Origin of the sequence: Streptomyces geranii (genome assembly GCF_002954775.1) — a bacterium.
GTDB classification, from domain to species: domain Bacteria; phylum Actinomycetota; class Actinomycetes; order Streptomycetales; family Streptomycetaceae; genus Streptomyces; species Streptomyces geranii.
Window position 1 is genome coordinate 33,268 of sequence record NZ_PJME01000033.1, and the last position, 24,604, is coordinate 57,871.

The 24,604-nt window shown below is 69.9% G+C and carries 20 protein-coding genes, 1 tRNA gene and 1 pseudogene; 12 read left to right on the forward strand and 10 right to left on the reverse strand.

Annotation, left to right across the window (positions count from 1 at the left end; genetic code table 11):
• Positions 1 to 26: 26 nt before the first annotated feature.
• The 3 genes from CW359_RS30245 (at position 27) to CW359_RS30255 (ending at position 2,165) form a co-directional block, all read left to right on the forward strand.
• Positions 27 to 503, forward strand: coding sequence for an FtsB family cell division protein (locus CW359_RS30245; protein WP_105973366.1), 477 nt, complete (start codon positions 27 to 29; stop codon positions 501 to 503).
• Positions 504 to 597: 94 nt separating this feature from the next.
• Complete coding sequence (locus CW359_RS30250) at positions 598 to 1,227, forward strand: DUF501 domain-containing protein (protein WP_105973367.1); 630 nt, start codon at positions 598 to 600, stop codon at positions 1,225 to 1,227.
• On the forward strand, positions 1,224 to 2,165 hold the full coding sequence (locus CW359_RS30255; RefSeq protein WP_105973368.1) for a Ppx/GppA phosphatase family protein: 942 nt from the start codon (positions 1,224 to 1,226) through the stop codon (positions 2,163 to 2,165). Before CW359_RS30250 ends, CW359_RS30255 begins: the two co-directional genes overlap by 4 nt.
• 61 nt (positions 2,166 to 2,226) lie before the next feature.
• On the opposite strand, the pseudogene CW359_RS30260 reads toward CW359_RS30255, so the two are convergent.
• The 3 genes and pseudogenes from CW359_RS30260 to CW359_RS30270 form a co-directional block, all read right to left on the reverse strand.
• Positions 2,227 to 2,397: pseudogene (locus CW359_RS30260) on the reverse strand (type II toxin-antitoxin system Phd/YefM family antitoxin); the annotation flags it as partial.
• Between the two features lie 170 nt (positions 2,398 to 2,567).
• Positions 2,568 to 3,302 (reverse strand): hypothetical protein, encoded by a 735-nt coding sequence (locus CW359_RS30265; protein WP_105973370.1) that lies wholly within the window; start codon positions 3,300 to 3,302, stop codon positions 2,568 to 2,570.
• 77 nt (positions 3,303 to 3,379) lie between these two features.
• Positions 3,380 to 4,189 (reverse strand): hypothetical protein, encoded by an 810-nt coding sequence (locus tag CW359_RS30270; protein WP_105973371.1) that lies wholly within the window; start codon positions 4,187 to 4,189, stop codon positions 3,380 to 3,382.
• 125 nt (positions 4,190 to 4,314) lie between these two features.
• On the opposite strand from CW359_RS30270, the gene CW359_RS45465 reads away from it, so the two are divergent.
• Positions 4,315 to 4,515: a hypothetical protein gene (locus tag CW359_RS45465; RefSeq protein ID WP_157968661.1), complete on the forward strand. Its 201-nt coding sequence runs from the start codon at positions 4,315 to 4,317 to the stop codon at positions 4,513 to 4,515.
• Between the two features lie 230 nt (positions 4,516 to 4,745).
• On the opposite strand, the gene CW359_RS30275 is transcribed toward CW359_RS45465, so the two are convergent.
• A complete protein-coding gene (locus CW359_RS30275) occupies positions 4,746 to 4,940 on the reverse strand; it encodes a hypothetical protein (RefSeq protein WP_105973372.1) in 195 nt (64 codons plus the stop codon).
• 79 nt (positions 4,941 to 5,019) lie between these two features.
• Entirely contained in the window at positions 5,020 to 5,463 is a 444-nt protein-coding gene (locus CW359_RS30280) for an ATP-binding protein (protein WP_408647536.1), read from the reverse strand.
• A 149-nt stretch (positions 5,464 to 5,612) separates the two neighbouring features.
• On the opposite strand from CW359_RS30280, the gene CW359_RS30285 reads away from it, so the two are divergent.
• From CW359_RS30285 to CW359_RS30305, 4 genes are all read left to right on the forward strand, one after another.
• Positions 5,613 to 6,962 (forward strand): NsdA family TPR-like regulatory protein, encoded by a 1,350-nt coding sequence (locus tag CW359_RS30285; RefSeq protein ID WP_105973373.1) that lies wholly within the window; start codon positions 5,613 to 5,615, stop codon positions 6,960 to 6,962.
• Between the two features lie 486 nt (positions 6,963 to 7,448).
• Complete coding sequence (locus CW359_RS30290; protein ID WP_105973374.1) at positions 7,449 to 11,312, forward strand: nSTAND1 domain-containing NTPase; 3,864 nt, start codon at positions 7,449 to 7,451, stop codon at positions 11,310 to 11,312.
• Positions 11,313 to 11,777: 465 nt separating this feature from the next.
• Entirely contained in the window at positions 11,778 to 13,166 is a 1,389-nt protein-coding gene (locus CW359_RS30295; RefSeq protein ID WP_105973375.1) for an NAD(P)/FAD-dependent oxidoreductase, read from the forward strand.
• A 435-nt stretch (positions 13,167 to 13,601) separates the two neighbouring features.
• The gene (locus CW359_RS30305) at positions 13,602 to 14,909 is read left to right on the forward strand and encodes an SAM-dependent methyltransferase (protein ID WP_105973376.1); all 1,308 of its coding nucleotides are present in this window, start codon (positions 13,602 to 13,604) and stop codon (positions 14,907 to 14,909) included.
• Between the two features lie 96 nt (positions 14,910 to 15,005).
• On the opposite strand, the gene CW359_RS30310 is transcribed toward CW359_RS30305, so the two are convergent.
• Complete coding sequence (locus CW359_RS30310) at positions 15,006 to 17,543, reverse strand: ABC transporter permease (RefSeq protein ID WP_105973377.1); 2,538 nt, start codon at positions 17,541 to 17,543, stop codon at positions 15,006 to 15,008.
• 68 nt (positions 17,544 to 17,611) lie between these two features.
• The gene (locus tag CW359_RS30315) at positions 17,612 to 18,391 is read right to left on the reverse strand and encodes an ABC transporter ATP-binding protein (RefSeq protein WP_105973378.1); all 780 of its coding nucleotides are present in this window, start codon (positions 18,389 to 18,391) and stop codon (positions 17,612 to 17,614) included.
• Between the two features lie 400 nt (positions 18,392 to 18,791).
• Between CW359_RS30315 and CW359_RS30320 the strand changes: the two genes are divergently transcribed.
• The 3 genes from CW359_RS30320 (at position 18,792) to CW359_RS30330 (ending at position 21,275) form a co-directional block, all read left to right on the forward strand.
• A tRNA-Leu gene (locus tag CW359_RS30320) sits at positions 18,792 to 18,875 on the forward strand.
• A 190-nt stretch (positions 18,876 to 19,065) separates the two neighbouring features.
• Positions 19,066 to 20,256 carry a 4-hydroxybenzoate 3-monooxygenase gene (locus CW359_RS30325; protein ID WP_105973379.1) on the forward strand — a complete coding sequence of 397 codons (1,191 nt, stop codon included), beginning with the start codon at positions 19,066 to 19,068 and terminating at the stop codon, positions 20,254 to 20,256.
• A 110-nt stretch (positions 20,257 to 20,366) separates the two neighbouring features.
• Positions 20,367 to 21,275, forward strand: a complete 909-nt coding sequence (locus tag CW359_RS30330) for a Bax inhibitor-1/YccA family protein (RefSeq protein WP_105973380.1) — start codon at positions 20,367 to 20,369, stop codon at positions 21,273 to 21,275.
• A 76-nt stretch (positions 21,276 to 21,351) separates the two neighbouring features.
• Here CW359_RS30330 and CW359_RS30335 read toward each other — a convergent pair whose 3' ends face one another.
• A complete protein-coding gene (locus CW359_RS30335) occupies positions 21,352 to 21,582 on the reverse strand; it encodes a DUF4287 domain-containing protein (RefSeq protein ID WP_105973381.1) in 231 nt (76 codons plus the stop codon).
• 104 nt (positions 21,583 to 21,686) lie between these two features.
• Between CW359_RS30335 and CW359_RS30340 the strand changes: the two genes are divergently transcribed.
• On the forward strand, positions 21,687 to 21,998 hold the full coding sequence (locus CW359_RS30340) for a hypothetical protein (RefSeq protein ID WP_198655442.1): 312 nt from the start codon (positions 21,687 to 21,689) through the stop codon (positions 21,996 to 21,998).
• A gap of 307 nt (positions 21,999 to 22,305) precedes the next feature.
• Here the strand turns inward: CW359_RS30340 and CW359_RS30345 are convergent, their stop codons facing one another.
• Both CW359_RS30345 and CW359_RS30350 read right to left on the reverse strand, forming a co-directional pair.
• Positions 22,306 to 23,103, reverse strand: a complete 798-nt coding sequence (locus CW359_RS30345) for a hypothetical protein (RefSeq protein ID WP_105973382.1) — start codon at positions 23,101 to 23,103, stop codon at positions 22,306 to 22,308.
• Positions 23,104 to 23,369: 266 nt separating this feature from the next.
• Complete coding sequence (locus CW359_RS30350; RefSeq protein WP_105973383.1) at positions 23,370 to 24,590, reverse strand: acetyl-CoA C-acetyltransferase; 1,221 nt, start codon at positions 24,588 to 24,590, stop codon at positions 23,370 to 23,372.
• Positions 24,591 to 24,604 lie beyond the last annotated feature (14 nt).

The window sequence follows — 24,604 nt, forward strand, 5'->3', positions numbered from 1 at the left end:
CGCAGCTGTTCGGGGAGGCGGGGAACATGGCCGTGAAGGACCGGGACCGGTTCTCCACCGCGACCAGGATCAAGCTGCTCGGCGAGCAGACGGCGGCCCGCGTCTACCGGTCCCAGACCAAGCGCCAGGCCCGCCGCTCCCGCCTGACCGGCCGGGCGGCCCTGCTCGCCCTCGTCCTGTGCTCGCTGATCGTGGCCCTCGCCTACCCGATAAGGCAGTACGTCTCCCAGCGCGCCGACATCGCCGACCTGGAGCGCGAACGCGACCAGGCCAGACAGCGGGTCGAGCAGCTCCGTGACCAGAAGGCACGCTGGCAGGACGACGCGTACGCCGAGCAGCAGATCCGGCAGCGGCTGCACTACGTGCTGCCGGGCGAGACCGGATACATCGTGATCGACCCGGACGCGGCGAAGCAGTCCCGCGCCGACCTGGGCGCGGCCGACCGCCCCTGGTACGCGAACGTCTGGGACGGCGTGGAGAAGGCCGACGCCGCGACCCGGTGAACTGAAGCAAGAGAACCGAACACGAGAACCAAGCACGAGAACCGAACACGAACCAAGCACGAGAACTGAACAAGAGAGACAGAGACGTACAGGCATGCAAACGCCCCCGCCTCCCACCCCGCGCACCGAGCCCACCGACGCGGACGTCGAGGCCTTCGAACAGCAGCTGGGCCGCCCGCCGCGCGGGCTGCGCGCGATCGCGCACCGCTGCCCCTGCGGCCACCCGGACGTCGTCGAGACGGCACCCCGGCTGCCGGACGGCACGCCCTTCCCCACGACGTACTACCTGACGTGCCCGCGCGCCGCCTCGGCGATCGGCACGCTGGAGGCGAACGGCGTGATGAAGGAGATGACGGAACGTCTGGCGACGGATCCGGAGCTGGCGGCGGCGTACCGGGCCGCGCACGAGGACTACATCCGGCGCCGGGACGAGATCGAGGTCCTGGAGAACTTCCCGAGCGCGGGCGGCATGCCGGACCGCGTGAAGTGCCTGCACGTCCTGGTGGGCCACTCGCTGGCGGCCGGCCCCGGGGTGAACCCGCTGGGCGACGAGGCGATCGAGATGCTGCCGGAGTGGTGGGCCAAGGGGCCGTGCGTGAAGCGCTCGGGTCCTCCGGAGGGGGAGGGGTGGGTGGTGCACGAGAGCGAGTCCGGCAACGGCTACTTCGCGTTCAGGCCATTGGATCCGTCGCCCTCGGTGGAGTCCGGGGAGGACGACAAGTGACCCGTGTCGCCGCCATCGACTGCGGTACGAACTCGATCCGCCTCCTCGTCGCCGACGCGGACCCGGCGACCGGTGAACTCGTCGACCTGGACCGCCGGATGACCATCGTCCGCCTCGGCCAGGGCGTCGACCGCACGGGACGGCTCGCCCCCGAGGCGCTGGAGCGGACCTTCGCGGCCTGCCGCGAGTACGCCGCCGTCATCAAGGAGCACGGCGCGGAGCGGGTGCGCTTCGTCGCGACGTCCGCCTCCCGGGACGCGGAGAACCGGGACGAGTTCGTACGAGGGGTGCTGGACATCCTGGGTGTCGAGCCCGAGGTCATCTCGGGCGAGCAGGAGGCCGAGTTCTCCTTCACCGGCGCCACCAGGGAACTGACGGGACGCGACGACCTCGCCCGGCCCTACCTCGTCGTCGACATCGGCGGCGGCTCGACCGAGTTCGTGGTCGGCGACGACCGGGTGCGCGGCGCGCGCTCCGTGGACATCGGCTGCGTACGGATGACCGAGCGGCATCTGGTGCGGGACGGGCAGGTCGTGGACCCGCCGGGGGAGGCGGAGATCGCCGCGATCCGCGCCGACATCGAGGCGGCCCTCGACATGGCCGCCGAGACGGTCCCGCTGGGCGAGGCACGCACCCTGGTCGGGCTGGCCGGGTCGGTCACCACGGTGTCGGCCATCGCGCAGAACCTGCCCGAGTACGACTCCGCGGCCATCCACCACTCCCGCGTCTCCTACGACCGCGTCCGCGAGATCACCGAGAGCCTCCTGCGCTCCACGCACGCCGAACGCGCTGCCATCCCCTCCATGCACCCCGGGCGCGTGGACGTGATCGGCGCGGGGGCGCTCGTACTGCTGTCGATCATGGAGCGGGTCGGGGCGACGGAGGTAGTGGTGTCGGAGCACGACATCCTCGACGGGATCGGCTGGTCCCTGGCCTGACCGCCTACCGGTTGCGGCGCACGCCCCGCCGGTCGCCCACCTAGACGACGAGGACGACGAGCAGCATGACGTCGGCCGCCTCTTCCAGGGCCTCGAAATCGGCGATCGGCGCCAAGGCGGCCACCGGAGTGCCGTTGCGCGTGATGACCGTCGGGGTGCCTTCCTCGGCCAGGTCGATGCGCTCCGAGAGATGGGCGCGGGCTTCCCGGACGGTCACGGAGTCCTCGGTCATGACACTGGCGAAGAGGGCAAGAAGGGAACCTGACCTGCGGTGACGTACCGCGAGTGAGCATGCAACGGGTCCGGAACCGTGACTCCCGACTTGTTGAAGCACCGAAGGCTCAACTCGATGAACGGGGTGATGCACGCTGGCTGCGTCGCCGTGATCACAGCGGCCCCAGGTTACGGCGCCAGCGCGGTGGCCACCCGGGCCGCGCGATCGGCTGGCAGCGCGAAGCGGTTGGAGGGGTTCCGGAAGGAGTATTCGCCGTTGTTGACCGAGAAGCCGTGCCCGGCTGTCGTCCAGCGTGCAGGACCGGGAGCCCCTTGGCCCTCCAGGAGAACAGAAGCGAGCGGCTCGGGGTCTTCGACGCTGGTGCGGGCACGTAGCGCGTCCGTCAGGCGGCCGACGGCGTTGTCGGGTACGTCGTCGTCGCCGAACGCAGGCAGCAGGAGCAGCAGGCGGGCATGGGGATCGGAGGTGCTGCCGCCGGGCAGCGTGTTGTCCGCGGCTGCAACGAGCTCGGGCCAGGACAGGCCCGGGCCCATGAAATGGCCGTCGTCCCGGGCAAGGAGTTCGGCGCGGTCCCAGCCGCGGTGGTGGAGGAGGTAGTCGATGCCGGTGTCGTCTGTGAAAGTGCGGTAGACCACGTGGAGATGGTGATCAGCGGTGAGCGGAACCGTGAAGGTCGGCCACTCTGCCCGTTCCCACAACCGCCGCTGGTAGTCGTCGGCTGCGTCGTAGTCCGCACCGAACAGCAGCTCTTCGCCCTCTTCGCTGTGGGCACAGGAGGAAAGGTGCCCCAGCCAGAACAAGGGCTCGTCCAGAAGCCCGGGCTGATGCGTCAGGGGGCCACCGTCGTAACCCGGTATCCGGACAGGACGCAGGTCTGCACTGTTCATCACGGTGGACATCATGCCGCCCAGGCCCCGTACCTTTCCGGTCGGGCCGTACCAGCAGATCCTCGCGGGGCAGCCCTTGGAAAGGTGCAGTTCTACGCGGACGGTACGGCCTGGCGATGTGTAGCCCACGTTCGGGCTGCGGCCGTCAGGGTGGCCCTGTGAGGTATCGGGCGGGTGCGTTCCCAGTTTTCCCACGCGGTGTAGACGGTGCGCGCGAAGGTGGTGATGGTGGCAGGGTCGGCTGCTCGGTACACGGGGACCTGCCGGGCGAGCGTCTCGGCCTGTTCTGGTGTGTGGCCGGCGGAGATGAGTCGGGGCACCGTCAGTGCCGTGTCTGCCCATGCGGGGGCGGGGCAGGAAAGGGCCCAGTCCAGTAGCAGCAGTTCGCCGCCGAGGGTCCTCAGCATGTTGTGCGGGGACCTGTCCGTGTGGGCGAGCCCTCTGCCTTGCAGCCCGGGCGGCACGTCCTCGGGCAGAAACTCGGTCCACCGTGTGTGCAGCGGTTTCTTGTTCAAATCCTCGGGCCATGGCTCCCGGGACATGACGGTCAGCGTGCGCAGCAGAGGGGCGAGATCGTCGGAGCCTGGAGTCAGGTCGGGGTGTCGCCCCTCGATGTACTCGTACCCGTAGAGCGTCCACCCGCCGGCCTCGGCCTCCCACAGCACGCGGGGGGCGAGGGGGGCGCATCGTGTGACCCGCGCCTCGTGGCGGTACACCCATGCCTGTGGGTCGTCGTGACGAGTGCCCTTGATGAACGCTCGTCCCGCTGATGTGTGGACAGTGCAGGCGAGCCGGGACATGACGCCGTGCGGCGCGGTCTCGGCCGTCTCGACCGGGCCTGTGTGGCGCTCGACGGCGGCCCGGGTCGTTGCCGGTAGGTCGTGCCATTCGATGCGGTCCACCCGCGGTCTCCTGCGTGGTCGAGCGAAACGGGGTCGGCCCCCGACCTGGCCACAGCGTGGCACAGACCGAGAACCGACAGGGTTGGGAACCGCTACGGGTGGTTCGGGCTGTCCGAGCAGTTCGCGTGACACTGCGAGCAGTCGGCGAGGTCCAGCTCGGGCCAGAACTCCATGTCGATCTCGTACCCGGCGAGGGTGATCGAGTCGACGGTCAGCGCACGCAGTGCCTTGCCGCCGCCGTGCTCCTCCTTGTCGAGGAATCCGGGCTGGTGGTGCAGGAAGCGGCCGAACCGCTGCTCGCTGGGTTGCCCGCATCTCCGCGCTGAGCAGTGTTCGTGCGTCGGTTGCGGGGTGTTTCTGCATCGTGGTCACGTGCTTGCCTCCGTGGCTGGTGGATGGTTGCTTGCACCTGCTGACCGCCCCGCCCGCTTTCGGCCTTGCTCCTGCCTGGTGGACGGGGCGGGGCTTCAGGCCCTTTACGCTCGACTTTCGGCGGGTCGGCCCGGGGTCTGTCCCCTTTCGGGGCGGCCCGTTCTCCTGACGCGTGATGAGCAGGTCAGACGTGGTACGTCGTGCCCCAGCGCATCGTGCCGGGCTCGAAACACGCGCGTACGTGCGCGTCGATGTCTGCTTTTCCGGTCCCAGCGGTCAGCGGCTCGAACAAGACCAGGACGCGGACAGGTCCGCCGGCCTCGACCACGTCCAGCCACGACCGCGCGGCGGGCAGTTGTGTGGGCGCCCGGGAGTACATAGCCGCGGTACACACCGGTCCCCAGGCCGATACCGGCGACGAACGCGGGGCTGGGTGATGCGGGTTGCCTCGGGCACGGTCACAGGGCCGTCACCTCCGCCCACACGGCCTTGCCCATGGGGATGTCGGTCACGCCCCACCGATGGCACAGGAAGTCAAGGATGAGCAGGCCGCGCCCTCGGTCGCGCAGGTCGGATTCTGGCCGTACGCGAGGGTGGCGCCGGACAGGGTCGTGTACCTCGACGCGGGTTCGGCCGTCGGCTGCGTCGATCACGACGCGTACGAGGTCATCGGGCTCGGTGCCGTACCGGAGGGAGTTGGTCACCAGCTCGCACGTGACCAGTACGACGGTCTCGACGTGGTCCTTGCTTGCCTCCGGCACGTGGTGACCGACGTACTCACGTACGAACCTGCGGGCTGCTCCTGCTGATTCGGGCTGGCTCGCCAGCAACAGGATCGCTGGCGGGCCGACTTGAGGTTCGGTGTGGACCGTACGGCGTACTTGCTCGCCCGTGCCGGACACGTGTTCCTCGGTCGTGGTCAAACCAGGCCTCCTAGTAGGCCGAGATCGTGCGACGTTCAGTGAAGAGGTAACCACTCGGTCACCCTCCGCAGGTACCGTTGGAGGCCGAGGGGAACGTGAACGCCATGAATGTCGTCGGGAGATGAGGCATGGCCAGGAACAAGCGCACGCCCAACCCTGCTCTTGCGGGGTTACTCGACCAGGCGAAATTGACTCGGACACAGCTCGCTCAGCGTGTGAACCGCCTTGGCGTACAAGCAGGATTGGATCTCCACCACAGCCAATCCACGGGTTCGCACTGGATCGCCGGGGTGCGTCCGAAGCCCGAGGCCAGGGCCCTGGTTGTCGAGGTGCTCTCGGCGCAGTTGGGCCGGCCCGTCACCCATGCCGAAGCAGGGCTCACACCCGCCCCGTCAGTTCTGAGGTCCGAACAGGCTGACACTGTCGAGGAGTTGATAGAACTCGGAAGGGCGGACATGGGCCCATCACGGCGTGGCCTGCTCGCTGTAGGCGTGTTCTCGGCGGCCCTTGCTGTTCCTGGCTTCTCCAGCCCCGCGCATGCCGCGGATCAGCCGGTCAGCCCCGGCAAAAGGACCGTCCGTGTCGGTGCCTCCCAGGTCGCGGCGGTGCGCACCATGACGGAGCGCATCGCGGACATCCTCGACGAACTCGGCGCGGGGCACGCCCGGCCCATGGCTGCCGCGTTCCTCGTCAACACGGTGGGGCCGTGGCTGCGGGCTCAGGCGAGCGAACAGGTACGCCTCGACATGCTCGCCGCCGCATCCGACCTGACGTATCTGACTGGGTGGATGGCCATGTACGAAAAGGCCCATGGCCTTGGCCAGACCTACTACGTCAAGGCGTTGAAGCTGGCGAACGAGGCGCAGGACCACGTGACCTACTGCCGAACGCTGCGCGGCATGAGCTTGCAGGCATCCAATCTCGGCCACGGACGAAAGTCGCTGGAGCTTGCCGACTCGGCGGCGGAGGCCGCACCGGCTGCGGGGCCGCGCCTGGTGGCGTTCCTGCGCGGACAGCAGGCACACGCGGCGAGCATGGTCGGCGATCGGGACATGGCGCACAGCCGGTTGAGGGAGGCCGAAGCCGCACTGTCCCAGGCGGACGACCGCCGGGACGCGATCGGCGGGTACGACCGGACGGCGTGGCTGTTTCACCTCTCTCATGTGCTGTACGAGGAGCGCGATCTACCCGGCAGCATCAAGGCTCTGCAGCAGTCGATCAAGGTGCAACCGAAGGTGGAGCGGCAAGGCCGCGTGCACTCGTACGCACTGTTGGCACAACGGCAGTACGGGTACGGGCATCTCGACGCGTCGTGCGAGTCGTGGGGGCGCTTTCTGGACGAGTACGAGCACGTCTCATCGGCCCGCGGCGACGACCACTTCGAGACGATGCGCGCGCAGTTGCGGAGGAACGTGACGGCGCGGCCGGTTCGGGAACTGGTCGGACGCGCGCGGGAGGTCGCGGCGCTGAAAGGCTGACGGCTGCACGCGCTGAAGGCACAGCTGCGCCCCTGCTCCGGCATGGGCGCATCTCTGTCGGCCCTCGGGCGAGTTGTCATACAGGCAGAGCGAAGCTGAGAGGCCGGATGTTTCTGCTGAGCCCCCTGAGCGTGGTGATCAGCTGCTTGTGCTTGCGTCGTGCCGCACGTCGCTGATCGCCGACCGGGCCCCATGCGGCAGGGCGTGAGGACGAGGCAACCGTTTGTGGGACGCGGGAAAGCGGCTGAAGAGCTGGCGTAATGCGCCGTTAGAATCCGGTTCGGACCCCGTTGTCGCTGGTCGGACGGTGCGTGGCCGTCGTATTCGAATTGATTGGTGGGCCGGATCGGGGCTGCCAATCAACTCTTCCGCCGCTGGACTTGAGGAGCACAGGGGCGGTGTCCCACGTTCCGCACAGGGGAGGGAACGTGGGACACCGTTACGTGGGATCCGTAGGTCAGTAGGTTCGTGGGGGAGTGAAGCCGGATGGGGCGTCCTGAGAGGCCGTTGGATCCGGAGGGTGGGCCCGTCGAGCGGTTCGCCTTCGAGTTGCGGGAGTTGCGGCGGCGGGCCGGGGGGACGACCTACCGGGCCATGGCGAAGAGCGCCGGGTACACGGCGGCGACGCTGTCCGGGGCGGCGGCGGGGGAGCGGCTGCCGTCCCTCGCAGTGGCGCTCGCGTATGTGTCCGCCTGCGGCGGGGACACCGACGAGTGGGAGCGGCGCTGGCAGCGGGCCGTCGAGGACGAGGCCGGGCAGGCGCCCGCGGCCGACGGGAGCGCGGCGCCGTACCGGGGGCTCGCGCGGTTCGAGCCGGGGGACAGTGGCTGTTTCTTCGGGCGGGACCAGTTGGTGGCCGATCTGGCCGAACTGGTGCTGGACCGGCGGTTCGTGGCCGTCGTCGGTACCTCCGGGAGCGGGAAGTCGTCCTTGCTGCGGGCCGGGCTCATACCGGTGCTGAGGAGTGGGGACCGGGGTGGGGAGCGGCCGGCCGCCGTCCGGATCCTCAGCCCTGGCGCGCGGCCCGCCCATACGCACGCCCGCGCGCTCGTGCCCGTGGACGGCGCCGGGGACACCTGGGTCGTCGTCGACCAGTTCGAAGAGGTCTTCACCCTCTGCCGGGAACCCGGCGAGCGTGCGCGCTTCATCGAGCTGCTGCTCGGTGCCGTGCGGCCGGACAGCCGGCTGCGGGTCGTGGTCGCCGTACGGGCGGACTTCTACGGCCGCTGTGGCGAGCACCGTGACCTCGCCGCCGCCCTCCGCGGTGCCGGACTGCTCGTCGGTCCGATGAGCGTGGACGAACTGCGCGAGGCGATAGTCAGGCCCGCCGCGGCCGAGGGACTGGTCGTCGAGCGGGCGCTGACCGCGCGGATCATCGCGGACGTCGCCGACCAGCCCGGCGGGCTGCCGCTGATGTCCCACGCGCTGATGGAGACCTGGCGGCGGCGCCGTGGCGGGGCGCTCACCCTCAAGGGGTACGAGGCCGTCGGCGGGGTGCACGGTGCCATCGCCCGCACCGCCGAGGAGTGCTACAGCCAACTCTCCGCGCACGAGGCGACGTTGGCCCGTCAGGTGATGCTGCGGCTCGTCGCCCCGGGCGAGGGGACCGACGACACCAGCCGCCCCGCCCGCCGCGCCGAACTCGCCGCCGGTTCGGCCGCCGACGCCGCCGCCGTGCTCGACCGGCTGGCCGGGGCCCGGCTCATCACCCTCGACGACGACACCGTCGACCTCGCCCACGAGGCGCTGATCACCGCCTGGCCCCGGCTGAGCGGCTGGATCGACCGCGACCGCGAACTGCTGCGCAGGCACCGGCTGCTCACCGAGGCCGCCACCGCCTGGGAGCAGCTCGACCGGGACGCCGGTGGGCTGTACCGGGGAGCGCGGCTGACCGTGGCCGAGGAGGCGTTCACCCCGGTCGCCGAACCCGATCCGCTCACACCGCTGGAGCGCTCCTTCCTCACCGCGAGCCTCGACGCGCGCCGGCACGAACAACGCCAGGCCACCCGTACCAGCCGTCGGCTGCGCGGACTGACCACGGCGCTGACGATTCTTGTCGCCCTCGCCACGGTGGCCGGTCTGACCGCCTGGAACCAGAACACCACCAGCACCCGGCAGCACCTCCAGGCCGAGGCCCGCCGTATCGCGGCGGTTGCCGCCAGCATCCGCTCCTCCGACCCCGGCACCGCCATGCGGCTCAGCGCGGCGGCCTACGGGCTCGCCGACCTGCCCGACAGCCGCGCGGCCCTCCTCGACTCGCTCGCCCAGACCGAGCAGGGCCGGTTCGCCCCCGGGCAGGGATCGGCCGCCACCGACGAAAGTGGCAGTGGCAGTGGAAGTGGGGTCAATACGGGGGCGCGCTTCCTCAGCCGTGACGGTCGCGTCCTGACCACCGTGACGGACGACCGGATCGAACGCTGGGACACCACCACCCAGCGGCGGACCGGGTCCTTCCCCGGTGCACCGGGAGACCTGGAGTTCCCCGGCGTCGAGGACATCAGCCCCGACGGACGTACGCTCCTGATCTGGACGGCCGACGGACTGCGGCTGTGGGACATCGAGACCGGGCGGCGGGTCGGCGGCCGGGTCGGCCCGGCAGACCGGTCCTTCGTCGGCACGAGCGGATCGTTCGTCACCGACACCCGGATACTCCTCTCCGGCCCCGACATCGGACCGCCCCGCGTCACCTTCCGCGTCTGGGACACCACCCTCGGCCGGACGGTCCTCGAACGGGTCGTCACCGGCACCCAGGCCGCCGACGGCGTCGCCAGCCCCGACGGACGGCTGCTGGCGATCTGCCCGCTCGGCGGACCGGTGCAGCTGTGGGACGTGGCCGGACGGCGGCAACTTCCCACTCCCTGGGCGGCCAGGAACCGCGACCTCTGCCCGGCCCGGGAGTCCGGGTTCGGGGCCGAGTCCGGCGATCCGTACGAGGGCAGGCTGGTGTTCACCCCGGACAGCCGCGGCCTCGCCGTCGTGGGCGACTTCCCGGACGGCTCCGGGCTGCGCGCCTGGGACCTGACGACGGGGAAGCAGCGGCTGCGGATCGGGAAGTCCTGGCCGGAGAGGTCCCGCACCCGGATGACGTTCAGCGCGGACGGCCGGTTCGTCGCGGCGGCCGGCTCCGACGAGATCGTGCTGTGGCGTACGGCGGACCCGGCCGTCCCCGTCCTGCGGCACCTGCTCACCTCCACCAGCTCCTACGATCTCGGCGGGACCGACGACCTCAGGCTGGACCTGGACCGGCGCAGGATCCGGTACCTGGAGACGCGCGGCTGGGAGCGCCGCACCTCGGTGGCCTCCCTCGCCCTCGACGAGGCGCTGGACTCCGCCTACCCGGTCGGCCCGGTCCGGGCGGCCACGTACAGCCCGGACGGCCGGACCCTCGCCGCCGTACGACGGCTCGACGGCTCGACCCGCTTCCAGCTCCTGGACGCGGCGACCGCGAAGGTCCTGGCCGAGCTGCCCAACCCGCAGATGTTCTGCATGCCGGACCCCAACTGCGAGAACCACACCGCGTTCAGCGCCGACGGCGGCACCTTCGCCTACGGTGCCAAGCCCCCGGCCGGCCGCTACTCCCGGATCACCTTCTACGTCCGGGACATCCGCACCCATCGCCAGATCACCTCGCTGTCCCTCCCGGCGGACGTCGAGGGCATCGGGCTCAGCCCCGACGGGAAGACGCTGCTGGCCTCCCGCACGAAGGCGAGCGGGACGATCGAGATGTGGGACGTGCGCAGCCGGACCAGGACCAGGGTGCTGTCCGGTGTGCGGGACGTCCCGGTCGTCAGGCCCGACGGACGGCTGATCGCCACCTCGGGCGGCTTCGTCGACCTGCCCTCGGGCAAGGTGACCCGCAGCGACGCCGCGGACTCGCTGTCGGCCCTCGCCTTCAGCCCCGACGGGCGCTATCTCGCGGTGGGCGGCAGGGGCGGGGTCACGGTCTGGGACGGCAGCGGCCGACGGCGCCTGGCGAACCTGCCCGCGACCCCCGACGGCGGCGGCAAGGCCACGTCCGACGACGTCCAGTCCGTCACGACGGTGGCCTTCTCGCCGGACGCCCGGTATCTCGCCGTGGGCACCACCGGCGGCACGCTCCAGCTCTGGCAGACCGCGGCTCCCCAGCTCCGTACGACGGTGTTCCCCGCCCTGGGCGGCCGGGTGCAGTCCGTGGGCTTCAGTCCCGACGGCAGCACCCTGTACGCCGCGAGCACGCACCGCCGCTCCCGTTCCTACGACCTCGACCCCGGGCACGTCGCCGCCACGGTGTGCGAACGGGCGGGCGGCGGCCTGTCACGGGAGGACTGGCGGAGCTATCTGCCCGACGTGCCCTACCGGGACGTGTGCTGAGCACTCTCAAGGGGGGCCGTTGGGTCCCCGCCGGACCCCTTCCGGGCCCCGGTTCGGCCTCTCCTGAGCAGGTCGGATAACGTATGAGCGCACTTGTGGGGCCCTCCGGGGCCCCTTCGCGACACCCCGCCGAGAAACTTCGTGAAGTTCTTCACAAGGAATTCGGTCCTGTTGGGCGACGAACGTGCTCCGCAGCACTCTTTCGGGGGCTCACCAGGGGCGGGACCGTGCTCGGGCGAGCGTTCCGGCACGGTTTTCGGGGGGTGCGGCGGGAGGCTGGTTCAGTCCCTCCGGGGACCCGGAAGAGCAGTTCACGCGGCATTGACATCGGGGCGTACCGCCCGCTGGTTCCTCGCCGGAGACCCCGTCCCGGACACGCGGGCCGCGCAGTGTAGCAGAGGGGCTGCACAAGCTTGTGAAGGGGCGCACGAGCGACCCCCCTGGACCGGGTGGATACTCGATGGCATGAGCACCACGGAGCGTCCCAGGATCCTCGTAGTAGGCGGTGGGTACGTAGGCCTGTACGCAGCTCGGCGCATTCTCAAGAAGATGCGCTACGGCGAGGCGACCGTCACGGTCGTCGACCCCCGGTCGTACATGACCTACCAGCCCTTCCTCCCCGAAACCGCCGCCGGCAGCATTTCGCCGCGCCACGTCGTCGTACCGCTGCGACGTGTGCTGCCCAAGGCGGAAGTCCTCACCGGTCGGGTCACCACCATCGACCAGGACCGCAAGGTCGCCACGATCGCCCCCCTCGTGGGTGAGGCGTACGAGCTGCCTTTCGACTACCTCGTCATCGCCATGGGCGCGGTCTCCCGCACCTTCCCGATCCCCGGCCTCGCCGAACAGGGCATCGGTATGAAGGGCATCGAGGAGGCCATCGGCCTGCGGAACCACGTCCTGGAGCAGCTGGACAAGGCCGAGTCCACGACCGACGAGGAGATCCGCCGCAAGGCGCTCACCTTCGTCTTCATCGGGGGTGGCTTCGCGGGTGCGGAGACCATCGGCGAGGTCGAGGACATGGCGCGCGACGCGGCGAAGTACTACCCCAGCGTGTCCCGTGAGGACATGCGGTTCGTGCTGGTCGACGCCGCCGACAAGATCCTGCCCGAGGTCGGCCCGAAGCTGGGTCAGTACGGCAAGGAGCACCTGGAGAGCCGCGGGGTCGAGATCTACCTCTCGACGTCGATGGACTCCTGCGTCGACGGCCACGTGGTCCTGAAGAACGGCCTTGAGGTCGACTCCAACACGATCGTGTGGACCGCGGGCGTCAAGCCCAACCCGGTCCTGTCGCGCTTCGGCCTGCCGCTGGGCCCGCGCGGTCACGTGGACGCGCAGCCGACGCTCCAGGTCACGGGTACGGACTACATCTGGGCCGCGGGCGACAACGCCCAGGTGCCCGACGTGGCCGCCCGCAAGGCCGGCGTGGAGAACGCCTGGTGCCCGCCGAACGCGCAGCACGCGCTGCGGCAGGCGAAGGTGCTCGGCGACAACGTGGTCTCCGGTATGCGGGGCTTCCCGCAGAAGGAGTACTCGCACTCCAACAAGGGCGCTGTCGCGGGTCTCGGCCTGCACAAGGGCGTCGCGATGATCGTCATGGGCAAGCTCAAGATCACGCTCAAGGGCCGGCTGGCGTGGTACATGCACCGCGGCTACCACGGTCTGGCGATGCCGACGTGGAACCGGAAGATCCGGGTGTTCGCGGACTGGACGCTGGCGATGTTCCTGAAGCGCGAGGTCGTCGCGCTGGGCGCGCTGGAGACTCCTCGCGAGGAGTTCTACGAGGCCGCGAAGCCGGCGCCGGTCGCCGCCGCGAAGAAGACGGAGGAGAAGACAGAGGCCAAGGCCTCTTGATCTCCGGTCATTGAAGTACCCCTGCGTGAAGCTGAAGGGGCCGCTCGCCATCCGTGGTGCGAGGGGCCCCTTCAGCTTTTTCCTCGCCCCCGCCGCCCCTACCCGTCCCATCCCTGGGGGCTGCCGCCCCCAGACCCCCGCTTGTCCTCAAACGCCGGACGGGCTGAAGAACCAAGCGCCGGCCGGCACCATTTGCAGCCCAGGCTGGCACCACTCAGCCCGTCCGGCGTTTGAGGACGAGCGTGTTCAGCGCGACAAGCGGGGGTCCGGGGGCGGCAGCCCCCGGGGATGGGAACGGGTAAGGGCGGCGGGGGCGAGAACCGTTTCTTGGGGCTTTGCCCAGTTGTGATCGGCATGGGGGACTGCGAGCCCGGCGCGTTGGTGTTTTCGTGGGTGTTGGACATTCCCGGTTGTGTCGTAACGGAGGTGTGCGCCATGCCCGAAGCCGCGTCGCGGCTGCAGAGCTTCGCCGAACAGTTGCTGGGGACCCCGCTCCCGCTGCGCATCCGCGCCTGGGACGGCTCGGAGGCCGGCCCGCCGGACGCCCCCACCCTGGTCGTCCGCAACCGCCGCGCCCTGCGCCGGCTGCTGTGGAAACCCGGCGAACTGGGCCTCGCCCGAGCCTGGGTCGCCGGCGATCTCGGCATCGAGGGGGACTTCTACGCCGCCCTGGATCTGCTTTCCGGGTTCGTGTGGGAGCGGGGGGAGGGCGACCGTACCCTCGCTCAGGCCCTCCGCGAACCCGAGGTGCGGGCAGCGGTGCGTGGGCTCGTGAAGATCGCCGGGCTGCCCCTGCCGCCGTCCCCGCCCCGCGAAGAGGTCCCCCTCCGGCGCCGGCACCCGCACACCAAGCGCACCGACAAACGCGCCGTCAGCCACCACTACGACGTCGGCAACGACTTCTACGAACTCGTCCTCGGCCCGTCCATGGTGTACTCCTGCGCCTACTGGGACGCCCCCGGAGGAACATCCGGCGCCGACACCCTCGAAGGCGCCCAGCGCGACAAGCTCGACCTCGTCTGCCGCAAACTCGCCCTCGCCCCCGGCCTGCGTCTCCTCGACGTCGGCTGCGGCTGGGGCTCGCTCGCCATCCACGCCGCCCGTGAGTACGGCGTACGTGTCGTCGGGGTCACCCTCTCGCAGGAGCAGGCGGCGTACGCCCGTAAGCGCGTCGCCGACGAGGGGCTCACCGACCGGGTCGAGATCCGGGTGCAGGACTACCGGGACGTCGCCGACGGGCCCTTCGACGCCGTGTCCTCCGTGGGGATGGCCGAGCATGTGTGCAGCGAGCAGTATCTGACGTACGCGCGTGATCTGTATGCCCTGCTCAAGCCCGGTGGGCGGCTGCTCAACCATCAGATCGCCCGTCGGCCGCATCTGGACGAGGGTTCGTACAGTCTTGACGGGTTCATCGACGCCTACGTCTTTCCGGACGGCGAACTCGCGCCCGTCGGCACCACCGTCACCCAGCTCGAACGCGCCGGGTTCGAGGTGCGTGACGTCGAGTCCATCCGGGAGCACTACGCCCTGACGCTACGGCGCTGGGTCGGCAATCTGGAGGGCGACTGGGCGCGCGCCCAGCAGCTCACGAGCCCGGGGCGGGCCCGGGTCTGGCGGCTGTACATGGCCGCCTCCGCCCTCGCCTTCGAGCACAACCGGATCGGAGTCAACCAGGTCGTCGCCGTCCGCACCCCGGAGAACGGCGACTCCCGGATGCCCCTGCGCACCCGCACCTGGAACTGACCGGCCGCAGTACAGGAGTTGTGGGAGCCGCGGGTGTACGGCGGTGGGGTCCCGTTCGCAGGAGTGCGGGACCCCACCGCCGTATCACCCCACCCCCTACTCCGACTTGATCGCCGCCAGCATGTTCAGGCGAGCCGCGCGCCGCGCCGGCCACAGGGCCGCCAGGACGCCCACCGTGGCCGCCAGGAGCAGGAAGAACGCCATCCTGGCCCAGGGCAGGACGAGTTCGTACGTCGGCATGCTCGTGCCCATGAGTTCGCCGGCCGCCCAGCCGAAGAACACGCCCAGGCCGATGCCCAGGACGCCGCCGAAGAGCGAGATGACCAGGGACTCCAGGCGGACCATGCGCTTGATGCCCTTGCGGTCCAGGCCGATCGCGCGGAGCATGCCGATCTCCTGCGAGCGCTCGAAGACCGACATCGCCAGGGTGTTGATGACCCCGAGGACCGCCACCAGGACCGCCATCGCCAGCAGGCCGTAGAGCATGTTCAGCATCAGCGTGAAGATCTGCGCGATCTCGTTGGAGAGGTCCTTCTTGTCCTGGATCTTGATGGCCGGGTTGGAGCCGAGGGCCTTCTCCAGGCTGTCCTTCGTCGCGTCCGTCGCGCCCGTCGACGTCTTCACCATGACCTGGCGGTCGGCCTGGTCGGCCGCGTCCCTCTGGTGCGCGGTCAGGAGGGTGTTGTCGAGGACGATGCCGCTCATCATCTCGTTGCCCTCGTACACGCCCGCCACCGTCAGCCGCTGCTTCTCACCGTCCTCGTAGGAGGCCGTGAAGGCCGAACCCGCCTTCCAGCCATAGGACTTGGCCGTGCTCGCGTCCACGACCACCTGGCTGCCGCCGACCTTGAACGTGCCCTCGTCGAGGGTCAGCGCCGTCAGCTCGCCGATCGTGGAGCCGTTGACGCCGGTCACCGACTCCGTCCCGCCGTCGATGCGTACGGGGGCGCTGCGCAGCGGGCTGACGGCGGTCACGCCGGACGTCCTCGCCAGCTTCTCGGCGACGTCGGGGGAGAGTTCGTAGCCGTTGGCCATCGAGACGACGTAGTCCGCCCTGATCGACGCCGCGGCCATCTTGTCGATCGACTTCTGCAGGCTGCCCGCCATCACCGTCATGCCGGTGATGAGGGTGAGCCCGATCATCAGCGCGGAGGCCGTGGCGGCCGTACGGCGGGGATTGCGGACCGAGTTCTGGCGGGCCAGCTTCCCGGAGACGCCGAACACGCGCATCAGCGGGCCGGCGGCGGCGATCAGCGGGCGGGAGAGGAGCGGGGTGAGGATGAAGACGCCGATGATCAGCAGCACCGCGCCGATGCCCATGGGGGCCTGGCCGTCCGAGCCGCTCATGGTCGTGGCCGCCAGGACGACGGCGACGCCCGCGCCCGAGAAGAGCGCGCCCAGCGTGTTGCGCAGCACCAGCGACTTGGTCGTCGCGGTCGCGTGGACGCTGCTCATCGCCGCCACCGGCGGGATCTTCGCCGCCCGGCGGCCGGGCAGCCAGGCCGCCAGCATGGTGATGAGGATGCCGACCGCGAGGGCCGCGCCGACCGTGCCGGGCGTGACGACCAGCGGTCCGTCGGGCACGGTCGCGCCGAGGGTGCCCAGCAGGGCCTTCAGCCCGGCGCCGATGCCGATGCCCGCGATCAGGCCCGTCACCGCAGCCACCGCGCCGACCACGAACGCCTCGATCAGCACCGACCGCGTGACCTGGCGGCGCGAGGCACCGACCGCCCGCAGCAGCGCCAGTTCCTTGGTGCGCTGGGCGACCAGCATGGTGAAGGTGTTGGCGATGATGAACGTACCGACGAACAGCGCGATGCCCGCGAAGACCAGCAGGCCCTGCTTCAGCCCGCTCATCGAGGAGGAGATGATCCGCGCCTGGTCGTCGGCGAGCCGAGCCGCCGTCGTCGTCTCGACGGTGTCGCGCGGCAGGGCCTTGTCCAGGGCCGCCTTGAGCGCCGTCTGACTCGTGCCGGCCGCCGCCTTGACGTCGATCTCGTCGTACGTGCCCGTCTTGCCGAAGAGTTTCTGCGCCGTCGCCGTGTCGAACAGGGCGAGGCTGCCGCCGGCCGTCACATTGCCGTCGTCCGTGGTGAAGATGCCGGAGACGGTCGGCGAGAGCACCGGGCCGTCCACCGAGAGCCGTACGGTGTCACCGACCTCGTACCCGGCCCGCTCGGCGGTCTTCGCGTCGAGGGCGACCTGGTTCGCGCCCTGCGGCGCGGTGCCCTCCGTCAGTGGGTAACGGGCGTCCTTGTCCCCCCAGTAGTTGCCGCCGCGTGACTGAAAACCGTCGCCCACGAGCTTGCCGTCCTTGTCGGCGACGGCGGTGAACCCGTCCACGACACCGATGACGGAGGCGGCACCCGGCACCTTCGTGGTCGCGTCGAGCAGGGCCTGTGTCAGCTCCGGCGTCCTGCCGATCGTGTCGCCCACGTCCCGCTGGGCGCGCGGCTGCACGGCGACGTCGACCTGGTCGAAGCCCTTGGCGGAGCTGTTCTGGAGGGCGTTCGAGAGGGTGTTGGTGAAGACCAGGGTCCCGGACACGAACGCCACGCCGAGCATCACGGCGAGCACGGTCATCAGAAGCCTGGCCTTGTGCGCGAGTACGTTGCGCAGGGCGGTACGGAACATGGGGGTGTCGTCTCAGTCCGTCGTCGGGAGTACGAAGTCGGGTCAGCGGCTGGGGAATTGAGCGGGTGTCAGCTGGTGCGGACGGTCCTCGTGTCCAGGCGCTTCATACGGTCGAGGACCGCGTCCGCCGTCGGGTCGTACAGCTCGTCCACGATCCGGCCGTCCGCGAGGAAGACCACCCGGTCCGCGTACGCCGCCGCCACCGGGTCGTGGGTGACCATCACGACCGTCTGGCCCAGCTCGCGCACGGAGTTGCGCAGGAAGCCCAGTACCTCGGCGCCGGCGCGGGAGTCGAGGTTCCCGGTCGGCTCGTCGCCGAAGATGATGTCGGGGCGGGAGGCCAGTGCCCGGGCCACCGCGACGCGCTGCTGCTGGCCGCCGGAGAGCTGGGACGGGCGGTGGGTGAGCCGGTCGGCGAGGCCGATCATCGAGATCACCGAGTCCAGCCACTGCTTGTCAGGCCTGCGCCCCGCGATGTCCATGGGGAGGGTGATGTTCTCCAGGGCGGTCAGCGTCGGCAGCAGGTTGAAGGCCTGGAAGATGAAGCCGATCTTGTCCCGGCGGAGCTTGGTGAGCTGCTTGTCCTTGAGGGAGCCCAGCTCGGTGTCGCCGATGCGCACGGAGCCGGAGGAGAAGGAGTCCAGGCCCGCGACGCAGTGCATCAGCGTGGACTTGCCGGAGCCGGACGGGCCCATGATCGCGGTGAACTCGGCCTGCCTGAAGTCGACGGAGACCTGGTCGAGGGCGACGACCCGCGTCTCGCCCTGGCCGTAGATCTTGGACAGTTCCGTGGCGCGGGCGGCCACCGTGGTGGTGGCGTGCCGGTCGGCGAGGGGGGTGGTGGTCACGGGCGGGCTCCTATGGGGAGTTCGACGGCGTTCGGTGTCTCTGACGCTCGTGAACCATCGTCATGGCCGGGTTCCGCCGTGTAGTCACCCCCTGTTCCGGTTCCGAAGGCAGCCTTGGGACGGACCCGGCGAGCCTGTGTCATACCTGGGGATGACGGGCGTCCCCTACATGGGGCATGACAAGAACAGGTGGAGCCCCCTTGTTCGGACGGTGAAATTCCGTCATTCCGCATGCGCGCCGGGCTGCCTCGCGAAAGGCTATTGGCAAGTGCGGATGGCTCGTTCCAGGTGCTGATGCACCCTCAGACGTCAATAAAATAAGACAACATCGGGTCCCTCGCCCGTAGTTCGGGGGAGGGGTCCCGATAGGCTCGGAACCTCGATGCGGAGCCCAGGGCCTGCCCGGATGGTGGAATGCAGACACGGCGAGCTTAAACCTCGCTGCCCCTTCGCGGGCGTGCCGGTTCAAGTCCGGCTCCGGGCACTTCTGACCGTCGTATGCCGGATTTGTCGGTGCTGCGGCCATTGAGGACTTCATCGCGGAACCGTTGACAGCGGGTGTGTGCGGCCGGACACTCTTCATACCCTGTTCGTGAAGAAAATTTCACTGTGCGAACAAACGTGAGCGCGCGAACATGGGTGGATCGAACACGGACGCGTGAAGGGAACGATCGATGCGTACCACCGTCGGCATCATCGGAGCCGGCCCGGCCGGGCTCCTGCTCGCGCGGCTGCTCCACAACGCCGGTATCGACTCGGTCGTCCTGGAGAGCCGCGACCGGGAGTACGTGGAGCACCGGCAGCGGGCCGGGATCCTGGAGCAGGGGACCGTCGACGTGCTGCGCGCGGCCGGGGCGGGCGCCCGTATGGACCGCGAGGGCCTGCGCCACGACGGCATCGAGCTGCGCTACGACCGCAGGCGCCACCGCGTCGACTTCCCCGCCCTCACCGGCGGCCGGTCCGTGATGGTGTACGCGCAGACCGAGGTCTGCAAGGACCTCATCGCCCTCCAGCTGGCGGAGGGCGGCCCCCTCCTCTTCGAGGCCGAGGCGCTCGCCGTGGAGGGACTGGAAGGGCTGGAAGGGGCGGGCGGCGGGAGTCCTCGTGTCCGGTTCCGGTACGAGGGGCGTGAGGACGTACTGGAGTGCGACTACGTCGTCGGGTGCGACGGCTTCTGGGGGGTGGCCCGTACGGCGATCCCCGCCGAGCTGACCCGGGTGTTCGAGCGGTCGTACCCCTTCGGCTGGCTCGGCATCCTCGCCGACGTACCGCCCTCGCACGACGAGCTGGTCTACGCCCGCCACGACCGCGGTTTCGCCCTCCTCTCCATGCGCTCCCCGTCCGTCTCGCGCCTCTACCTCCAGGTCCCGGACGGCACCGACGCCGAGACGTGGAGCGACGAGCAGATCTGGGACGAGCTGGAGCGGCGCTTCGAGACCGCCGACGGCTGGAAGCTCGACCGGGGACCCATCACGCAGAAGTCGGTGACCCCGATGCGCAGCTACGTCCACGAGCCGATGCGGTACGGACGGCTGTTCCTGGCCGGGGACGCCGCGCACATCGTGCCGCCGACCGGCGCCAAGGGGCTCAACCTCGCCGTCGGGGACGTGGTGACCTTCGCGCGGGCACTGACGTACGAGAAGGAGACGGGATCGGCGGAGCTGCTCGACTCCTACTCCGAGACCTGTCTGCGCCGGGTCTGGCAGGCCGAGCGGTTCTCGTACGACATGACGACCCTGCTGCACCGCTCCCCGGACGCCACCCCCTTCGACGACCGGCTGCAGCTGGCGCGGCTGGAGCGGATCGCAGGCAACCGTGCCGCGGAGACCGACCTCGCCGAGGGGTACACGGGCTTCCCGCTGTAGCGTGATCGTGACAGGACAAGGGAAAGATCCTCCCCAAGCACTAGGGTCAATCCTTTGCCCACCTATTACTCTTGAGCCAAGGCCACGCAGGGTGGCCATGGAGGAGTGAAATGAGGAGCAGCAACCCGGTCTTCTCGCGACGGGGGTTCAGCCGCGACAACGGCTACGCGGGCTTCAACACCGCGCCGCAGGCCGGGGGCGCCGCTGTCGGTACGCAGTCGGGCAACCCGTATGCGGACCAGCAGGCCCAGCAGGGCGGCAACCCGTACGCGACCAACCCCTACGCCCAGCAGGACCTTCAGCACGGCGCACCGCCGCAGGCCCCGGCCACCACCGGCCGGATGACCATCGACGACGTCGTCATGCGGACCGCCACCACCCTCGGGATCCTGGTCGTCACGGCCGCGCTCGCCTGGGCGCTGCTGCCGGTCGACGACGCGAACATCGGCCGGTCGTACGGCATCGCCATCGGCGCCGGTCTGGTCGCGATGGTCCTGGGCCTCGTCCAGTCCTTCAAGCGCAAGGCCTCGCCCGCGCTGATCGTGACGTACGCGGCGCTCGAGGGTGTCTTCCTCGGCGTCGTCTCCAGCGTGGTCGACAACCGCATCGCGAGCGGTGCGGCCATGCAGGCCGTGATCGGCACGCTGGCGGTCTTCACCGCCGTGCTCGTGGCGTACAAGGCCGGCTGGATCCGCGTCAACCGCCGCTTCTACGGCTTCGTGATGGCCGCCGCGCTCGGCTTCGTGCTGCTCATGGCGGTGAACCTGCTGTTCGCCGTCTTCGGCGGCGGTGACGGCCTCGGCTTCCGCAGCGGCCCGCTCGGCATCATCTTCGGGGTCATCGGCATCCTGCTCGGTGCGTGCTTCCTGGCGCTCGACTTCAAGCAGGTCGAGGACGGCATCGCCTACGGCGCACCGCGCGAGGAGGCGTGGCTGGCGGCCTTCGGTCTGACGATGACGCTGGTCTGGATCTACCTGGAGTTCCTGCGGCTGATCGCCATCCTTCAGGGTGACGACTAGTACCGCTGCTTCCAGTAGGCAGTGAAAGGGCCCCGGGGTCACTCCCGGGGCCCTTTGTCGTGTGCGCCCCGGGCTCTCAGAGGAGCTTGCGCGCGGCCCTCCTCATGTCGTACTCGTGAATGATCGCCTTGGCGTGGCCGTACGCGAGATTGTGCTCGTGCCGGAGCCAGCTGACCTTCTCCTCGAAGCGGAAGAGGGAGGGGCCTTCGTCGACGGTGCGCAACCAGTCGGCTACTTCACGACCGGTGCAGTGGGGGATGCGGGCGAGCATGTTGCGGTGGGTCTCCTCGGAGAGGACGTGGGACATCGGCGCCTCCGGACGCAAAGGGGATGTAAGCCGGTCCTTCACGCCACCGTGCCTCAGGGTTGGGGCATTGGCAACAGTCCAGGTACGACCGTTAGTCTCGCGGCGTGCTGGATACCTCGCCTTTGACGCGCGCAGTGGATCACTTTGCCGACCGTTTGCGGGCGGCGCCGCAGAGCCGGCTGCAGAGGGGCGCTGCCGCTGAGGCGTTGGGGCTGGCCAGGGAGTTGGCACTGCGTGCCCAGCGGGTGGAGTTGCCTGGGGAGGAGCCTCGGGTGATGCCTGACGCGGGGATGTTCGCGGCGGCTGATCAAGTGACTGTGGCCGCGCATGATTTGGCGTTGGTGGTGCGGAGCGAGGGGGAGTTGGCTTCGGCGCTGGCGTTGGTTGCGGAGGCGCAGCAGCGGGCGGGGGTTTGAGGGGTTCGTTGGCGGCTTGCGGTGGGTGGGGGCTGGTCGCGCAGTTCCTCGCGCCCCTAAAGGCGGGGGGTTTCGGGGCACGGTGTTTGAAGGCCCGGTCTGCTGCCGCGGGGGTTTGAGGGGTTCGTTGGCGGGTTGCGGTGGGTGGGGGCTGGTCGCGCGGTTCCTCGCGCCCCTAAAGGCAGGGCGCTTCGGGTCGCGGTGCTTTGAGGCTTGGCCCGCTGCCGTGCCCGCGAGCAACCGTCACCCCGACCAGCCCCGCCCGCGCCCGCGAACCGTCATCGCCCGGCCATCCCCCAGCCCCGTGCTACAGGGACGCTATGACCCTGTCCGCCAGGACGTACACCGTTTCCTCGCCGCATTCGAAGGTGAGGGCGTAGGCGCCCGAGATGCCGGAGCCGCCCAGGAGGACCGGGGTTTCTCCTGACCTCAGGGCCGCGGAGAGGCGTTCCGCTGTTTCGCGGTGGCCCGGGGTCATGCAGAGGGTCGTGCCGTCGGTGAAGACGTAGACGTCGAGGGTGCCCAGGGGGCCGGGGCGGACGTCGGCGAGGGCAGTGCGGGTCTCGGCCAGGTCCTCCAGGCAGGCGACCGTGCGTTCGTGGTCGTTCACGATGGGCGACTGGGCCGGGACGAAGTCCGGGTGCGAGGGGTGCCGGCGGCGGGCCGCGGCCAGTTCGGCCGAGTCTCCCGCGAACTCGTCCGGCTCCGTGCTGGGCTCCGTCACCGGTTCCAGGGACTCCAGACCCGCGAAGTCCGCCGGACGCGGCAGGAACAGTTCGCTGTCGGGGAGGCCGAGCAGGGAGGGGGCGTCGGAGGCGTCACGTGCCTCCTGGGCGGCCCAGAAGGCACGGGCCTCGGCAAGCTCCCGCTCCCGCTCCTCCGCGAGCGCCTCGGCCACCGCAGCGCGTATCTCGGCGGTGTCACGGGACGTGCGGGCCTGCGGCACGAGACCCTGCGCGCCGACGGCGAGACTCTGGGCGGCCAGCTCGGTGTGCAGGGCCGCGATCTGTCGACGCAGCCCCAGCAGGGTGCGCAGAACGGCGACGCCCACAGCCGTGGTGACGGTGGCTGTGGCGAGCAGCAGAGCAAGAGGCGTAGCGCTCACTGACGTACTCCCGGTTCAAAGTCGACCCCCGACTTCCTACATCAGCTTGAAGGGTGGACTAACCACCTGTCAGTGCGTAACGTCACGAAACGGACAGGACTTTGGGCCCGATGTTTGGGGTCGAACCCCAGCTGACCTGCGCAAATACCTCTCCGGAGCGAGATAGGTCACATCCTGGGCGAGATTGGATCACAAATCGGCCCGGAACCCCGGTGGTTGCGGGGTTCCGGGCCGGATGTTCACTCAGGGTTTCCGGTCAACTACCGTCAGCTCAGGCGCTCGATGACCATCGCCATGCCCTGGCCGCCGCCGACGCACATCGTCTCCAGGCCGAACTGCTTGTCGTGGAACTGGAGGGAGTTGATGAGCGTGCCGGTGATGCGCGCGCCCGTCATGCCGAAGGGGTGGCCGACCGCGATGGCGCCGCCGTTGACGTTCAGCTTCTCCAGCGGGAGGCCGAGGTCGCGGTAGGAGGGGATCACCTGGGCGGCGAACGCCTCGTTGATCTCGGCGAGGTCGATGTCGTCGATGGTCAGGCCCGCGCGGCGCAGCGCCTGCTGGGACGCCTCCACCGGGCCGAGGCCCATGATCTCGGGGGAGAGGCCCGAGACGCCGGTCGACACGATCCGGGCCAGCGGGGTCAGGCCCAGCTCGGCGGCCTTGGTGTCGCTCATGATGACGACCGCCGCCGCGCCGTCGTTCAGCGGGCAGCAGTTGCCGGCCGTGACCAGTCCGTCCGGCCGGAACACCGGCTTGAGCCCCTGGGTGCCCTCCAGCGTGATGCCCGCACGCGGACCGTCGTCCTTGCTGACCACCGTGCCGTCGGGCAGCGTCACCGGGGTGATCTCGCGCTCCCAGAAGCCGTTCTTGATGGCTTCCTCGGCGAGGTTCTGCGAGCGCACGCCGAACTCGTCCATGTCGAGCCGGGTCACGCCCTTGATGCGGGCGAGGTTCTCGGCGGTCTGCCCCATCGAGATGTAGGCGTCCGGCACGAGACCGTCCTCGCGCGGGTCGTGCCAGGAGGTGCCCTCCTGCTCGGCGACGGCGGCCGTACGGGCCTCCGCCTCGGCGAAGATCGGGTTCCGCGTGTCCGGCAGCGAGTCCGAGTTGCCCTTGGTGAACCGCGACACCATCTCGACCCCGGCCGAGATGAACACGTCGCCCTCGCCCGCCTTGATGGCATGCAGTGCCATGCGGGAGGTCTGGAGCGACGAGGAACAGTAACGGGTGATCGTGCAGCCGGGCAGGTAGTCCATGCCCATCTGTACGGCGACGATCCGCCCGAGGTTGTTGCCCTGCTCGCCGCCGGGCAGACCGCAGCCGAGCATCAGGTCGTCGATGTCCCGCGGGTCCAGCTCGGGGATCTTCGCCAGCGCGGCCTGGATGATCGTGGCGGTGAGATCGTCCGCGCGCAGCTCCTTGAGGGAGCCCTTGAAGGCGCGGCCGATGGGGGAGCGGGCGGTCGAGACGATGACGGCTTCCGGCATGACGGCTCCATTGG